The following is a 14,470-nucleotide window of genomic DNA, read 5'->3' as shown; positions in this document are numbered from 1 at the left end:
TCACGGCTAATATGGGAACGTGGTTCTCGAAATAGCGCGTCCGGCATGACGGACCCCGCACCGGCCGTCCTCGGCCCCGCGGCACGACCGCCCACGCGCCGCCCGGACTCCGTCCGGCGCACCTCGACCCTCCTGATGACCTGGCCCGATGGCATCTTCTCCGGGCTGCGCCTGGAAGGCCGCTGCCGTGACCTGCGCACCGGCCCGGGCGGGCGTCCCGAGGTCCTGGGGCAGTCCGACCTGGTCGCCCGCACCACGCTCGACCGGACCATCGAGTCGATCACCGCGCCCGGCGCGGCACCGGACCTGTCCCCGCTCGCCGGAGCCCGCGCGGGCGGCAGGCTGCGCTCGGCGATCGCCGATGTCGCACCGGGTCTGCGGGAACGCGGCGACCCGCTGTACCTGCTGCTGGACGATCTCGCCGGCTCCTCGCTCATCGCCGGGTTCGCCTGGTTCCGGTGGCGCGACCATCTCCCCGAGCTGGCGCGGCTGCGCGACCGCATGCCACGACGATCGATGCAAGGCATCTGCTCGGGCTTCCGTCCGGGGGCGTCCTCGCTCAACCCCGACGGAAGCCAATCCGACATCGGGCATGCCGTCGCGGCCGTGCCACCGCTCATCGACCCCGACGACCCGATCGGGTGGCACGAACTTCCCGCGCCGCCCCAGATGGCGATGCGCCGCGCCCGCCGGATCGACGTCTGGCGGGAAGGGGACACCCTGCACATCGACGCGATGTTCCGGGACGGTTGCTGGGAGCCGGACGGCACGGAGATCGCCGTCCACGAGTACCAGGTGCTCGCCACCGCCGGAGCCCTCGACGGGCGCCTGTTGTCGGTGGAGGCGCTGCCCCGCGTCCTTCCGTTCACCGAATGCCCGCTCGCGGCACCGAACGTCACCGTGCTGGAGGGCGTGGCCATGCCCGATCTCCGCGAGGTGGTGCTCGACCGGCTGAAGGGCGTCCCCGGCTGCACACACCTCAACGACGCCCTCCGCGCGCTCGCCGAGGTGCCGGTGCTCGCCGCTGCACTCGAACGCGACACACCCGCCCGGGGAGATAAGAGGTTGCGATGACCCTGAAGGACAAGACCGCCATCGTCGGGATCGGCGCGACGCCTTACTACCGGCGCGGGGAGTCGCTTCCCCTCACCGAGACAGAACTGGCCTGCCGGTCGATCCTCGGCGCGCTCGACGACGCCGGGCTCACCATCAAGGACCTGGACGGGTTCGCGCTGTACTCGGCGTCGGTCGACCCCGCCGAGCTCGCCTCGATGCTGGGCATACCCGAGGTCAGGTTCGCCGCGACGCTGACGTCCGGAGGCGGCGGCAGCGCCGGCTCCCTGGGCCTGGCCGCCGCCGCGATCGACTCCGGCCAGGCCGAGTGCGTGGTCACCGTGATGACGCTGCAGCAGGCCGGGCGCCGGCTGGGCGGCAGCTCCTCCGGAGGCGGTGACGGTTTCGCGGCCATGTCCAGCGGCGGCCCCTACAGCAGTGGCGGCGTCCCTCCGGTGGTCGGGTTCGTCGGCAACGCCGGGCTGCTGTCGCCGGGCCATAGCTTCTCGCTGCTGACCCAGCGCCACATGCACTTGTACGGCACCACCCGCGAACACCTCGCCCATGTCGCGATCAACCAGCGGGACCTGGCCATCAAGCGGCCGACGTCGCTGCAGACCGAGCCGCTGACCATGGACGGCTACTTCAACGCCCGGATGATTTCCGATCCGCTCTGCCTGTACGACTACACGATGGAGTCGGACGGCTCGGTCGCGGCCGTGATGACCTCCGCCGAGCGGGCCCTTGACCTGCGGCACCCGCCGGTCTACATCATGGGCTCGGCGCACGGCGCCGCGGGCCGCTGGGGCACGGCGATCTTCACCTACTTCCAGATGCCCGATGAGTACTTCGCGTCCTCGGGGCACCGCACCGTGGCCAAGCGGATGTACGAGATGGCCGGTGTCACACCCGCCGACGTGGACGTGGCACTGCTGTACGACCACTTCTCCCCGCTGGTCATCATGCAACTGGAGGACTACGGCTTCTGCCCGGTCGGCGAGGGCGGGCCGTTCGTGGCCGAGGGCAACACCCGGCTCGGCGGCACCATCCCGGTCAACACCCACGGCGGCCACCTGTCCGAGGCGTACATCATCGGGATGACGCATGTGCGCGAGGCGGTCGAGCAGCTTCGCGGCTCCGCGGTCAACCAGGTGGAGGGCGCGGAGATCGCGCTGGTCTCCGGCGGCCCGGCCGGCCTTCCCGTCAGCGGCACCCTGCTCCGGAGGTAGATCATTATGACCCGTGGCGTCTTCCCGGCCGGCCTCCGGCAGTCCTTCGCCGACCGGCACACCCAGCCGTTCTGGGACGCCGCCCGCGACGGACGGCTGGCGGCGCCCAAGTGCGATGCCTGCGGCACGTTCGTGCTGCCGCCCAAGCCCTACTGCTTCGAGTGCCTCGGTCAGGACTTCACCTGGACGGACCTGCCGGGCACCGGGACGATCTACACGTTCACGGTGGTGCGCCACCCGCTCAACCCGAAGCTGAAGGACGTCGTCCCGTACGTCTCAGGGGTCATCGAACTCGACGGCACGCAGGGCGCCGGGGCACGCCTGATGGGCAACATCTTCGGCGCCGACCCCGACGGCGTGCGGATCGGAGACCGGGTGGAGGTCGACTTCACCCCGATCGGTGACGACTACGCCGTCATGCGCTTCCGGCACCTCGGCGCCGCGGCCTGACCCCGGCCGGTGGGGGCGCCTGCGACGCCCCCGCCGGTCGGCTCATTCTCCCGGCGGTTGCGGGACGTGCGGGAACAGCTCCTGGAAAGCGCCGATCCGGATCCGGTGGCTGACTTCGGCGTCCACGCCGTCGAACAGTTCGTGCAGCGTCTCCTGGGTGTGCCCGAAGGTGCCCTCGAAGTGCGGGTAGTCGCTGCCCCACATGACGTTCTTCCAGCCCATGGCCCAGTTCGCCGGGACCGCCGAGGCGTCGTGCTGGAACGAGGCGTACACCTGCTCGAACAGGAAGTCGCTGGGCGGCTTCGACAGCACCGGCCGCACACCGGCGCTGTGCTGCCGGTAGCCCTCGTTCATCCGGTCGGCGATGAACGGCCCCCAGGTGGCGCCGCCCTCCGACACCAAGACCCGCAGCTCGGGATGCCGGTCGAGCGCGCCGCACGCGATCAGCTGGGTGACCGCCCGCTGCCCACCGTAGGTGGTCTCCACGTAGTTGAGCACCGCTCCGCCGCGTCCCCGGTAGTACACGCCGGTGCGTTGCGTGGGGTCGTGCGGTTCGGTGCCTATGTGGAAGCAGATCACCATCCCGGTCTCGGCGAAGGCGGCCCACAGCGGGTCCCACTCCTCGTCGTTCCACTCCGGCCGGCCGATCGGGGGCCGGGTGGGCAGGAAGCCCGCCGCGAACCCGGCCGCGCTGGCCCTGCGGACCTCGGCCACCGCATCGTCGATGTCGATCAGCGGGATCGAGGCCGTGCAAACGAACCGCGGCGACTTGTGCTGGAAGTCCAGTGCGAACTCGTTGAGCGCGCGGACACCCTCCTTGACGACCCTCGGGGTGCGGATGTTGAACGTCCAGATGCCGAGGGAGGGGTAGATGACCTCGCCCCACACGCCCTCGCCGTCCAGGTCCTTCAGGCGGTGCGCCGGGTCGTTGCCGCCGAGGATGCGGTTCAGGAAGTCGTCCTCGGTGGAGTCGGCGGGGCGGGCGTTGATACCCAGCCCCTTCTTCTCGCCCGGCTTCGGCTTGGGCAGGTCCCGGCGGAACTCCTGCCCGTCGATGTAGATGGTCTCGAACTCGCCGCTCGGATCTTTGACGCTGCGCGGCAGGCGCTCGCGGACGTCCTCGGGCAGGGAGTCGAACAGGTCGGGCGGCTCCATGATGTGGGAGTCTCCCGAGTTCGTCCAGATTTTCGTACCTTCGTGCGCCGTCATGATGGCCTCCGGTGCGCCGGCGGATCTAAATGAGAATGATGTTCTCTAATTGGTGGCCCGTCAAGACGGGTCTCGCTCGGCGGAGGCACCCGCGGCACCCGGCAACGAATACCGACTAAGGTTATGGCTTCTTTACACAAGGCTGGAGGGGCCATGTCGATCGCCATCAGTGCCGACCACCGCGAGCTGGCGAGCACCGCCCGGGCGTTCCTGAAGTCGCACGACGCGCGCGCGGCGAACCGGGCGCTGCTGGAGGCCGAGGCCGAGACGCTGCCCGCGTTCTGGAAGGAGTTCGCCGGGCTGGGCCTGCTGGGCGTCCACCTGCCCGAGGAACACGGCGGCGGGGGCGCGGGGCTGCCCGAGCTGGTGGTGGTGCTGGAGGAGCTGGGCCGTGCCGCCGCTCCGGGCCCGGCGTTGCCGACGGTGACGGCGTCCGCCGTGATCGCCGCACTCGGGACGGACGAGCAGAAGGCAGCGCTCCTGCCCGGGCTGGCCGACGGCACCACGATCGGCGCCGTGGCGCTCGGAGGCGACGCGAAGATCGAGGGCGGCACCCTGACCGGCACCTCCGGGACGGTCCTGGGCGGCGCCCTGGCGCAGGTGGTACTGGTCGCCGCCGGTGACGACCTTGTCGTGGTACGCACCGACGCCCCCGGCGTATCCGTGCGGACCCCGACGAGCCTGGATCGCGCCCGCCGTTCGTCCAAACTCCGGCTGGACGGAGTCGCCGCCGATCACGTCCTGCCGGGCGCGCGAGCGCACGCCCTGGCGATCGCCCGGACACTGGTTTCCGCCGAGGCGATCGGCGGCGCGCTCGACTGCGTCGAGACCGCCACCGCCTACGCCAAGGTGCGCGAGCAGTTCGGCCGCACCATCGGCACCTTCCAGGCGGTCAAGCACCATCTGGCGAACATGCTGGTCGCCGCCGAGCTCGGCACCGCGGCCGTGTGGGACGCCGCGCGCGCCGCTTCCGGTCCCGGGCAGGAGTTCGAACTGGCCGCCGCGATCGCCGGCACCCTCGCGATCCCGGCGTTCGCTCGCAACGCCTCGCTCAACACCCAGGTGCACGGCGGCATCGGCTTCACCTGGGAACACGATGCGCACCTGCTGCAGCGCCGCGCGACCACGCTGGAGGCGGTGTACGACCCGGCGGACGCGGCCGCCGACGTGACCCGGCTCGGCGCCGCCGGGGTCGTCCGCGAGACCTCCCTGGACCTGCCGCCCGAGGCCGAGGCCGAACGCGCCGCCGTCCGCGTACTCGCCCAGGAGATCGCGGCCCTGCCGGAGCAGGAGCAGCGCGCCAAGCTCGTCGAGACCGGCTACATCCAGCCGCACTGGCCCAAGCCGTGGGGCATCGAGGCGCCCGCCGGGCTGCAACTGGTCATCGAGGAGGAGTTCAAGGCCGCCGGGGTCAAGCCCCCGTCCCTGGGCATCACCGCCTGGAACATCCTCACCCTGGTCCAGCACGGCACGCCCGAGCAGGTCGACAAGTACGTTCCGGCCGCGCTGGCCGGGGACGAGATCTGGTGCCAGCTGTTCAGCGAGCCCTCCGCAGGGTCGGACGCCGCCGCGGTCAAGACCCGCGCCGTGCGCACCGACGGCGGCTGGATCGTCAACGGCCAGAAGGTCTGGACCAGCGGCGCCCACCTCAGCCGGCGCGGCTTCGCGACGGTCCGCACCGACCCCGACGCGCCCAAGCACCGCGGCGTCACTATGATGATCATCGACATGGAGCACCCGGGCGTGGAGGTGCGGCCGTTGCGCCAGGCCACCGGCGGCGCCGACTTCAACGAGGTCTTCCTTACCGACGTCTTCGTCCCCGACGCCGACGTGGTGGGCGAACCCGGCAAGGGCTGGACGGTCGCGCGCGCCACCCTCGGCAACGAGCGGGTCAGCATCGGCGGCGGCACCGGCGGCGCCTTCGAGATCCCCGACCTGTACGGCCTCTACGCCGAGCACGGCGACCGCGTCCCGGCCGCGGCGCAGCGCGTCGGCGAGTACGCCGCCGAGGGCGCCGCACTGCGCCTGCTCAACCTGCGCAGTGCCGAGCGGGCCGTCGCGGGCGGCGAACCCGGACCCGAGGGCAACATCACCAAGCTCGTCCTCGCCGAACATGGGCGCACCGCAGCCGACCTGCTCCTGGCCTTCCACGGAGACGATGCCGCCTTCGAAGAGGGCCCCGGCACCATCGCGGCCCTGGTGGCCGTCGGCTGGCGCGCCATGACGATCGCGGGCGGCACCTCCGAGATCACCCGCAACCAGATCGCCGAACGCATCCTCGGCCTCCCCCGCGACCCCCTGATCAAGTAGATCCAGCTCCGCGGCCGCGGCGCGATCGGTGATCGCTGCGGCCGCAAAACCGTAAATATATATACCTATATTTTCGTCACACGCCCCTTGCCCGGTCCTCACGATGCCGTTTACATTCCAGCCAGGTAAGTTCACCTAGTTAGCGGAGTACTCGATGTGGGCCCGACTGACAGGCGTGACCTCGCACATCCCATCGCCGCGACACCGCGGGGCGCTGCTATGCACGGTGCTCTGCGCGGCTCTCGGCTTCATCACGGTCCCCGCTCTCGCCGCTCCGGGCGGTAGTGAATCCGGCCTAGTACGAACCGAACAGGGGCTCGTGCGCGGGGTCGTCGGTGAGACAAGCCGGGCGTTCCTGGGGATCCCGTTCGCGGCGCCACCAGTAGGTGATCTGCGGTGGCGTCCGCCTCAGCCCGCCGCGCGCTGGCCGGGGACGCGCGACGCCACCGAACCAGGCAGCGACTGCGTGCAAGGAGTTTTCGCGGGCTCACCGGCGGGGGACGGCTCGGAGGACTGTCTCTATCTCAACGTGACCACTCCCCTGCCTCGCGGCAGCGCGCCGTCCAAGCGGCCGGTCATCGTCTGGATCCACGGTGGTGGATTCGCAGTGGGCAGTGGCTCGCAATACGACCGTCCCGGATGGCGAGCCAGGGCGGCGCGGTGGTGGTGACGGTCAACTACCGGCTCGCCATATTCGGTTTCCTGGCCCACCCTGACCTGAACACCGGCGAGGGCACCTCGGGCAACTTCGGTCTGCAGGACCAGCAGGCGGCGTTGCGCTGGGTCCAGCGCAACATCGCCGCGTTCGGCGGTGACCCGGGCAACGTGACCATCGCCGGGGAGTCCGCCGGCGCCATGAGCGTGTGCGATCAACTCGTCTCACCGGGCGCCCGGGGCCTGTTCCACAAGGCCATAGAGCAGAGCGGATCCTGTTCCTCCCCGCTGGTGCCCCAAGCGCAGGCCGAGCAGATCGGCGTGGCCGCCGCGAGCGGGCTCGGCTGCACCGGAGAGGGCGCCGCCGCTTGCCTGCGGGGCAAGACCGCCGCCGAACTCGCCCCCGTCGTGCCGGCCGGTGGACAAGGATGGTTCCCGGTGGCCGGTGGCACGACGGTGCCCCGACAGCCCGCCGACGCCATCGCCTCGGGCAGGTGGAACCGGGTACCGGTGATGCTGGGCGGCACCCGCGACGAGATGAACCTGTTCGCCGCTCTCGCAGACGTGCAGTCCGGGAGCCCGCTGACACCGGAGGGATACACCCAGGCCGTGCGAGCCAGGTACGGGGAGAACGCCGACGAGGTCCTGGCGCGCTACCCGGTCACCGGCCATCCGACCCCCACGCTCGCGCTCGGCGCGGTGCAGACCGACTGCGTCCCCGGACTACCGCTGACCTGGTGCGCCAACCTCGACAGCGCCGAGCTGTTCAGGACGGCGGGCCGCACTCGCGTCCACCTCTTCGAGTTCGCCGACCGGACGGCTCCCCCGCTGTTTCCGGGCCTGACCGGCCTTGGTGCCTTCCACGGAGCCGAACTCGCCTATCTGTTCGATGTCAGCGGGGGCGCCGCCGCCGAACTGAACGCGGACCAGCGGGCACTGAGCACCACCATGATCGCCTACTGGACGGCGTTCGCCGCCACCGGCGATCCCAACGGCGCGGGCCGGCCCGCCTGGCCGGCGTACGCGACACCGGCGGACACCCTCAGCCTGGCCCCGGGCGCGAACGGCATACGTCCCGTCGACGCCGCCACCGAACACCAGTACGCGTTTTGGCAGGGCCTCGGCTGACGTTCCGGTCCGCCGCCTGACCGCGGGTGTATCCGAAGGGACTCTGGTTCCTTCGGATACACCCATGCCCTCATGGGATCACCGCACTCCTCATAAGTCGGCTAAACATATGTCGCTTTTCGCTGGAATCAGCCGGGCACAGCGATCTAGGATGGTGACGAGGGTCACTTAGATGACCTCCTGCGGGACGGAGGAGGACCATCCCATGAGCGCTTCCGCCGAGCCCGGCTCCCTTGTCGGCGCCGACCTGGACTACGTCCCGTCCGATCCGGTCTTCGGCCGGCCCTACATCGACCAGGACGTGTCCAAGGAAGAGCCGGCGCCGCACCGGTACGTGCACGGCGGGTTCGAGGGCACCGACACCCGGTTCTCCTTCTATTTCCCTCCGGCCGAGCGGTACCAGGGGCGCCTGCTGCAGTATCTGGAGGGCGGCGCCGGTGGGCACGAGACCGTGCTCACGTCGATGGTGCTCGGCTCGCCCTGGATCTTCGAGTTCGCGTACTCCGAGCTGGGCGCCTTCCTGGTCGAGTCCAACCAGGGGCACCTGCCGCTGGACGGCACCGGTTTCCGGAACGACACCGAACTGTTCGGCGCCAGCGCCGAGTCGGCGCGGTTCGGTTCGTGGCTGGCGGGCCGGCTGTACGGGGAGCCGCCTCACCACCGGTACATCACCGGGGTGAGCGGCGGCGGCCACCGTTCGTTCCAGTGCCTGATGCGGGCGCCGGACGTCTACGACGGCGGGGTTCCCGAGGTCTTCGGTGTCCAGCCCGGCAACTACTGGGCAGCGATGGGCCTGGCCGTGCTGCTGCTCGGCGAGGACCTGCCGAAGGTGGTCGACGCGTGCGAACCGGGAGGCGGCGATCCCTTCGCGGACCTGGGCTTCGCCCAGCGCGAGGCACTGCGGGACCTGTTCTGGATGGGCTACCCGCGCGGCGCCCTCACCCAGCTCGCCAGGCTGCCGGTCTTCCCGTTCACCCTCTACAACGCGATCGACTCCAACCCCGGGTACTTCCGCGCGTTCTGGAACGACCGCGGCTACCTGGGCGCCGACCAGCCGGAGCGACTGGCGAGCCACGTCGTGAAGACCACCGCCAAGGTGCGGAGCCTGAGCACCGCCCAGGAGCTGTCGAGCGACATCCTGGTCGCGTTGCAGCTGTCCACCGGCGGTGCGATGCCGCAGACCCGGTACGGCGCGGTGCTCGAATTCGACGAGCCGGGCCGCCTGTTCATGGCCAGGCTGACGGTGCGGTCCGGCGCGGCGGCCGGGCGGGAGATGGTCGTCGCCGACGTGGTGCACGGGAACGTGCTCGTCCCGTTCGGCGAGCGCTGCCCGGAGCTGTTCGAGGGCATCGAGCCCGGCGACGAAATCGAGATCGACAACAGCGACTGGGTGGCGTTCTGCCACAGCCATCTGCACTCGGCCGAATTCAACGTGCCGGGCCTGCACGACCACGGCGAGCGGGTCCCCGCGGAGTACGCCCGGTTCGCCGTGGACGGGGTTCCGGTCTTCCCGCAGACGGACACCTTCGAGTACAAGCTCAACGAGATCGTCCCCTTCGGCAGCAAGATGATCATGGTCGGGGCCACCCACGACGCCTTCATCTGGCCCACCAAGATCACGCCGTTCGCGCGGTACGTCCGCAACGTCCTGGGGGACGCGGCCGCGGACACCTACCGGCTCTGGTGGGCTGAGAACTGCACCCACGGCGTCCCGGAGATGGGCGCCATGTTCACCCAGGACCGCGATCCGAAGCTCTGGCGGAGCCGGCTGGTGGACTACGAGGGAGTGACGGCTCAGGCGCTCCGCGACGTGGTGGCCTGGGCCGAGCACGGTAAGCCGCCCCCGCCCGACACCGCGTACACCGTGACCACCGACAACCGCCTAGTCCTCCCGGCGGCTGCGCACGACCGCGGAGGCGTCCAGCCGGTGGCCCGGTTGACCGTCGGTGGCGGCGACCGGCTGGAGGTCGCGTCCGGGGAGCAAGTCGAGTTCACGGCGGAGGCCGCGGTCCCGGACGGCGGCGGCACCATCGTCGAGGCCGTCATCGACCCCAAGGGCACCGGGGACTGGCCAGTGCGCGCCGAGGGCGTCGACGGCACCGCGACCACCTTCACGTTCGCCGCCCAGCACGTCTACGACACCCCGGGCACCTACTTCGCGGCCTTCCGCGTGGCCTCCCATCCGCACGGCCTGTCCGGCACAGGTCCGACCATCCAGAACCTCGCCCGTGTCCGCGTCACCGTGACCTGACCCCGTCCTGCTCTGTGGCCGGGGCGGCAAGTCAACGGAGGAGCCCGATGGAGTTCGTCTTCAGCGACGAGCAGAGCGAGCTGCGCTCGATGGCCCGCGGATTCCTGCGGGACACGTCCCCCGAGGCTCAGGTGCGACGGCTGATGGAGACGCCCGAGGGGTTCGACGCTTCCGTGTGGGCACAGCTCGCGGAGCTTGGGTTGACCGGCTTGGGCATCCCCGAACGGTACGGCGGCGCAGGCCGTGGCGCGGTCGAGGTCGGCATCGTCATGGAGGAGGCGGGCGCGGCCCTGCTGTGCGCGCCGTATCTGTCGACCGTCGTCCTGGCCACCGAGACGCTGCTGGCCGCAGGGGACGAGGCCGCGCTCAAGACCTACCTGCCCGGGATCGCCGAGGGCACCCTTCGCGCGACTCTCGCGACCGACGGCGCGCTGAAGGCCCGGCAGGTCAGCGGCGAGTGGCTGCTCGACGGCACGGCCGACCGGGTACTCGACGGCCTCTCCGCCGGCATGGTGCTCGCGGTGGCCGGCACGCCGGAAGGCCACCGGCTCTTCGCGGTCGACACCGGCGCGGCTGGCGTCAGCAGAACCGCCCTGGCCACGATGGACGCGACCCGCAAGCAAGCCGCCCTCACCCTGACCAGGACTCCGGCCAGGCCGGTCGGGGAGGCGGGCCTTCCCGACCGGATCCTCGGCCACGTCCTGGCGGTCGCCTCCACCTGCCTCGCCGCGGAACAGGTCGGCGGAGCGCAGCGCACGCTGGACATGGCGGTCGGCTACGCCAAGCTGCGGGTGCAGTTCGGCCGCCCGATCGGGTCCTTCCAGGCGATCAAGCACAAGTGCGCCGACCTGTTCCTGCGTGTCGAAGCCGCTCGCTCGGCCGCCTACCACGCGCTGTGGTCCGCCGCCGAGGGCTCCCCGGAGTTCGCGGCTGCGGCCCATATCGCGGGGGCCTACTGCTCCGAGGCCTACTACCACTGCGCCGAGGAGAACATCCTTATCCATGGCGGTATCGGCTACACCTGGGAGCACCCGGCCCACCTGTACTTCAAACGCGCCGCCGCCGACCGCGTGCTCTTCGGCGACCCGGACCATCATCGCGCCGCGCTCGCGGACGGTATCCCGATGACCATGGCATAGGCGCCCGGCTCGGGGGGCCGCAGGAGGGCCCGCAGTTCGGCCTTCCTGACCTTTCCATCGCCGTCCTGGGCAGGTCGGAGACGACCGCGACGCGTCCGGGGACCTTGTGCCGGGCGACCCCGAGACCGGCGAAATGGGAGCGGACGGCGTCCAGGTCGATGTGCGCGCCCGGGCTGGCCAGCACGAACGCGCACACCCACTCGCCCAGGGGCGGATCCGGCTCGGCACAGACGGCCGCCTCAGCGATGCCGGGGTGCAGGACGAGGAGGTCCTCGACCTCGCGGGAGGCGGCCGCGCTCCACCGCTCCATGATCACCGGGAACCCGCCCCGGAGCAGCGGCATGACCGAGCCGAGCAGGCCCGCGATGTGGCCGCTGGGGAACATGGCGAGGGTCCGTTCGGTCCCGGCGGCATGGCGGCCCGCCGCGAGCACGCTGTTGTGCGTGTGCTGCACGCCCTTCGGCTCGCTCGTCATGCCCGAGGTGTAGATCAGCAGGCAGACCTCGTCGGGATGCCTGCCGGGCAGAGCGGTCAGGGGCGAGGCCGCCGCCAGCCCGTCCCAGCCGAGCGTTCCCTCGGGTGGCTCGTCGTCCAGGACGACGATCCTGGCGAGATCCGGCAGGCCCACCAGGTCCAGAGCCTGTGCCGTGTAGTCCTTGTCCCGCCACCTCCCGGGCACGCACAGGGGGCGCGCGCCGCTCTGGCGAAGGATGAACGCCAGGTCGCGCGGGCCGAGCGTGGTCACCACGGGCAGGACGACGCCCCCGCACAGCCACACGGCCGCCATGAGCGCCACGCTCCAGGCGACGTCGGCGCCTGCACCGCGACGACGTCCCCCGGCCCGATTCCCGCGTCTCCAAGCCCCGCGACCCGGCGTGCGGTGGCGACGACCTGCGAACGGGGCATCGTCACCCGGCTGCCGGCGGAGGCGAAGACGAGCGTGCCCTCACCGGCACCGGGCTCACGGTAGAGTTCGGCGGCCAGGTCGGTCGTCCCGTACCAGCCTTCGGCGTACCAGCGTTCCCGCACTGCCGCGCGGTCGGGGGCGAGACTCATCCCCGCTCCTTCCGGTCAGCGCTCGCGCGACCGCTTGAGCTCCCGATGACGGCCCATCAGCCGCACGGCCCGCTGCTTGAGCTCGGCGGGCGGCTCGGGCAGCGGGACGGGGCCGTGCTCGCGGCTCGGCAGCAGCACGGTGGCCTGCGCGGGGGCGGTGACCTGGTCGCGCTGGTTGGTGGCGCGGAAGTCGATGTCGACCTCGCAGCGGCCGTCCACCACGCGCTTGGCGGTGACCTCGCCGGTGATGACGTGGGCGTCGCCGATGTAGTTGAACTTGCGCATCTCGTCGTGCTGGCGCAGCAGCCAGCCGTCGTCGCCGATCCAGTCGGTGAGGAAGTGCGTCAGCCAGCACTCCCGCATCACCCCGTAGTCGTAGGGCATCGGGTTGCCGATGGACTGCGCCCATTCGGTCTCCCAGTGCACCCGCTGCGCCACGTCCGGGATCCCGGCGGCGTTCTTGATGTAGAACTTGGCGAGCTTCTGCCGGTTCTTGTAGCCGATCCGGGACGCGGAGATGTTGTACGGCGCGAGCCCGTACCCGCCGGCGTGAAAGCAGATGATCTCCGTCAGCGTCAGCGGGCCCTTGGCCATCTTCGGCAGTTCCTCGCCGACCCGCACGTCCTCGAAGTAGCGGGGCTCGGCGCCGCGCGGCTTCTCGGCGGCGTAGACGGCGTCGAGTTCGGCGATCTGCTCGTCGGTGTAGGACCCGGGTTCCAGGTCCATGTACTTGCGCCGCTCGCGGGCCTTCTTGCGTTCGGTGGCGATGAGGATGACGCGGGTCACCGAGACGATCTCGGCGCGCTGGTTCATCCGCACCTGCCGCGACACCCGGATCACCGACCGGCGGCGAACTCCGAGCGCTTCTCCTCGACCGATCCCAGCCCGCCGAAGGAGTACAGCTCGTCCCCCGGAAGGACGGGCCGGAACCACTCGGTCGCCTGTCCCGACACGAACAGGTGCACTCCGGAGAACAGCCCCTTGGTCTTGGCCCGCACGTCCTCTGGCAGGGGATCGCCCAGCAGCGGCACCGCGAGCGCCGTCCCGAACATCGGCGGCGCGATCTGGCTCCGGCACCGCGTCCCCGGGCCGTAGGTGGGTCCACGAACAGCGGGTTGTCGTCGCCGTAGCCGCGTGCGAAGTTGCGCAACGCGTCGGTGGTGGCGATCGAGTAGAACTCCCGCATCCCATAGGCCCGGTCCAGGCCGATCAAGGCCCTGGACCGTTCGATGTCCGCGTCCTTGATCTCGTCGTCGAACTCGTGCGCGGTCTCGGTCACGTGACCGCCCTCCCGTCGGGCTGGCGGACGGGTGGCCACCGGTCACCCGGGCACCTTCGGTTTAGTAGGCTAAATATAAGTCGGTTTTGGCCCGGCGACCAGAGGTGCGGTCAACTTCCCAGGCGACGGACGAGCCAACCGCCGTGGAGAAGGCGTCGTTGTCGGCGCCGGCCGCGGTGTGCCCGGTACCCGGGAGGTCGATGACCTCGGCGTGCGGGACGGCTCGCAGGAATCGTTCGACGTCGGCCGGGCCGACCACGTCGGAGAGCGCGCCGCGCAGGACCACGAGCGGAACGCGCAGATCCTTCGCCGCCTGTTCGAGCAGACGCATCCGCTCCTGCCGCGACGCCTCCTTCTCGGCCACCGCCTGCGGAGCCATGAAGGCCGGATCCCAGTGCCGGCGCCATCGGCCGTCCTCACCCAGCCGGAGGTTGCGGCGCACGCGCTTGACGTCCGCCACCTGGCTGTCCGGCCGGTAGTCCCCGTTCGCGACCCATTCGCTGTCGCCGTGCCCGCGGCCGGCCAGCGCCAGCGCCCGCAGGCCCTGCCCGGCCAGCGCGGCGCACGCACGACGCCACGAGTGCCTGGTCTGCCGGCCCCGTGCAGGAAGACGACGAGCCGTCCGTCTCCCGCCCCCGCCCGCCCGCCGCCACCCGGACGGCCCCGGGGCGGGGAAGGTGGCAGCCGTGTGTGTATGGGGCTGTGGTAGCGT

Annotated in this window: 12 protein-coding genes and 1 pseudogene; 7 read left to right on the top strand and 6 right to left on the bottom strand. The window is 71.0% G+C overall.

Annotated features, from left to right (window positions below; genetic code table 11):
- The first annotated feature begins 45 nt into the window (after nucleotides 1–45).
- Genes ACGWYJ_RS21450 through ACGWYJ_RS21440 form a run of 3 tightly spaced genes read left to right on the top strand, consistent with a single transcriptional unit; the run spans nucleotide 46 to nucleotide 2,732 of the window.
- Entirely contained in the window at nucleotides 46–1,074 is a 1,029-nt protein-coding gene (locus ACGWYJ_RS21450) for a DUF2889 domain-containing protein (RefSeq protein ID WP_395107997.1), read from the top strand.
- Nucleotides 1,071–2,282 (top strand): thiolase C-terminal domain-containing protein, encoded by a 1,212-nt coding sequence (locus ACGWYJ_RS21445; RefSeq protein WP_395107996.1) that lies wholly within the window; start codon nucleotides 1,071–1,073, stop codon nucleotides 2,280–2,282. Before ACGWYJ_RS21450 ends, ACGWYJ_RS21445 begins: the two co-directional genes overlap by 4 nt.
- 6 nt (nucleotides 2,283–2,288) lie before the next feature.
- On the top strand, nucleotides 2,289–2,732 hold the full coding sequence (locus tag ACGWYJ_RS21440; protein ID WP_395107995.1) for a Zn-ribbon domain-containing OB-fold protein: 444 nt from the start codon (nucleotides 2,289–2,291) through the stop codon (nucleotides 2,730–2,732).
- A gap of 42 nt (nucleotides 2,733–2,774) precedes the next feature.
- On the opposite strand, the gene ACGWYJ_RS21435 is transcribed toward ACGWYJ_RS21440, so the two are convergent.
- Entirely contained in the window at nucleotides 2,775–3,941 is a 1,167-nt protein-coding gene (locus tag ACGWYJ_RS21435) for an amidohydrolase family protein (protein WP_395107994.1), read from the bottom strand.
- 153 nt (nucleotides 3,942–4,094) lie between these two features.
- Here ACGWYJ_RS21435 and ACGWYJ_RS21430 point away from each other — a divergent pair, with 153 nt between their 5' ends.
- The 4 genes and pseudogenes from ACGWYJ_RS21430 to ACGWYJ_RS21415 all read left to right on the top strand — a co-directional run bounded on the left by ACGWYJ_RS21430 (nucleotide 4,095) and on the right by ACGWYJ_RS21415 (nucleotide 11,423).
- A complete protein-coding gene (locus ACGWYJ_RS21430; protein WP_395107993.1) occupies nucleotides 4,095–6,251 on the top strand; it encodes an acyl-CoA dehydrogenase in 2,157 nt (718 codons plus the stop codon).
- A gap of 154 nt (nucleotides 6,252–6,405) precedes the next feature.
- Nucleotides 6,406–8,033: pseudogene (locus ACGWYJ_RS21425) on the top strand (carboxylesterase/lipase family protein).
- Between the two features lie 205 nt (nucleotides 8,034–8,238).
- Nucleotides 8,239–10,284 carry a hypothetical protein gene (locus ACGWYJ_RS21420; protein WP_395107992.1) on the top strand — a complete coding sequence of 682 codons (2,046 nt, stop codon included), beginning with the start codon at nucleotides 8,239–8,241 and terminating at the stop codon, nucleotides 10,282–10,284.
- Nucleotides 10,285–10,331: 47 nt separating this feature from the next.
- Nucleotides 10,332–11,423 (top strand): acyl-CoA dehydrogenase family protein, encoded by a 1,092-nt coding sequence (locus ACGWYJ_RS21415; RefSeq protein WP_395107991.1) that lies wholly within the window; start codon nucleotides 10,332–10,334, stop codon nucleotides 11,421–11,423.
- On the opposite strand, the gene ACGWYJ_RS21410 is transcribed toward ACGWYJ_RS21415, so the two are convergent.
- The 5 genes from ACGWYJ_RS21410 to ACGWYJ_RS21390 all read right to left on the bottom strand — a co-directional run bounded on the left by ACGWYJ_RS21410 (nucleotide 11,332) and on the right by ACGWYJ_RS21390 (nucleotide 14,218).
- Nucleotides 11,332–12,210, bottom strand: coding sequence for an AMP-binding protein (locus ACGWYJ_RS21410; protein ID WP_395107989.1), 879 nt, complete (start codon nucleotides 12,208–12,210; stop codon nucleotides 11,332–11,334). The genes ACGWYJ_RS21415 and ACGWYJ_RS21410 overlap by 92 nt on opposite strands.
- The gene (locus ACGWYJ_RS21405) at nucleotides 12,165–12,479 is read right to left on the bottom strand and encodes a hypothetical protein (RefSeq protein WP_395107988.1); all 315 of its coding nucleotides are present in this window, start codon (nucleotides 12,477–12,479) and stop codon (nucleotides 12,165–12,167) included. Before ACGWYJ_RS21405 ends, ACGWYJ_RS21410 begins: the two co-directional genes overlap by 46 nt.
- A gap of 15 nt (nucleotides 12,480–12,494) precedes the next feature.
- A complete protein-coding gene (locus ACGWYJ_RS21400; RefSeq protein WP_395107987.1) occupies nucleotides 12,495–13,292 on the bottom strand; it encodes a hypothetical protein in 798 nt (265 codons plus the stop codon).
- A gap of 23 nt (nucleotides 13,293–13,315) precedes the next feature.
- Entirely contained in the window at nucleotides 13,316–13,531 is a 216-nt protein-coding gene (locus ACGWYJ_RS21395) for a hypothetical protein (protein ID WP_395107986.1), read from the bottom strand.
- Nucleotides 13,532–13,819: 288 nt separating this feature from the next.
- Nucleotides 13,820–14,218: an alpha/beta fold hydrolase gene (locus ACGWYJ_RS21390; RefSeq protein WP_395107985.1), complete on the bottom strand. Its 399-nt coding sequence runs from the start codon at nucleotides 14,216–14,218 to the stop codon at nucleotides 13,820–13,822.
- Nucleotides 14,219–14,470 lie beyond the last annotated feature (252 nt).

Source organism: Actinomadura sp. SCN-SB (assembly GCF_043906805.1).
Taxonomy (GTDB): domain Bacteria; phylum Actinomycetota; class Actinomycetes; order Streptosporangiales; family Streptosporangiaceae; genus Spirillospora.
This window is presented reverse-complemented; position numbering and strand designations above follow the sequence as displayed.

Excerpts from the sequence above, each read along its gene's own strand:
- ACGWYJ_RS21450 (WP_395107997.1), top strand. The coding sequence starts at position 46 with ATGACGGACCCCGCACCGGCCGTCCTCGGCCCCGCGGCACGACCGCCC.
- ACGWYJ_RS21445 (WP_395107996.1), top strand. The coding sequence starts at position 1,071 with ATGACCCTGAAGGACAAGACCGCCATCGTCGGGATCGGCGCGACGCCT.
- ACGWYJ_RS21440 (WP_395107995.1), top strand. The coding sequence starts at position 2,289 with ATGACCCGTGGCGTCTTCCCGGCCGGCCTCCGGCAGTCCTTCGCCGAC.
- ACGWYJ_RS21435 (WP_395107994.1), bottom strand. The coding sequence starts at position 3,941 with ATGACGGCGCACGAAGGTACGAAAATCTGGACGAACTCGGGAGACTCC.
- ACGWYJ_RS21430 (WP_395107993.1), top strand. The coding sequence starts at position 4,095 with ATGTCGATCGCCATCAGTGCCGACCACCGCGAGCTGGCGAGCACCGCC.
- ACGWYJ_RS21420 (WP_395107992.1), top strand. The coding sequence starts at position 8,239 with ATGAGCGCTTCCGCCGAGCCCGGCTCCCTTGTCGGCGCCGACCTGGAC.
- ACGWYJ_RS21415 (WP_395107991.1), top strand. The coding sequence starts at position 10,332 with ATGGAGTTCGTCTTCAGCGACGAGCAGAGCGAGCTGCGCTCGATGGCC.
- ACGWYJ_RS21410 (WP_395107989.1), bottom strand. The coding sequence starts at position 12,210 with ATGGCGGCCGTGTGGCTGTGCGGGGGCGTCGTCCTGCCCGTGGTGACC.
- ACGWYJ_RS21405 (WP_395107988.1), bottom strand. The coding sequence starts at position 12,479 with ATGAGTCTCGCCCCCGACCGCGCGGCAGTGCGGGAACGCTGGTACGCC.
- ACGWYJ_RS21400 (WP_395107987.1), bottom strand. The coding sequence starts at position 13,292 with ATGAACCAGCGCGCCGAGATCGTCTCGGTGACCCGCGTCATCCTCATC.
- ACGWYJ_RS21395 (WP_395107986.1), bottom strand. The coding sequence starts at position 13,531 with ATGTTCGGGACGGCGCTCGCGGTGCCGCTGCTGGGCGATCCCCTGCCA.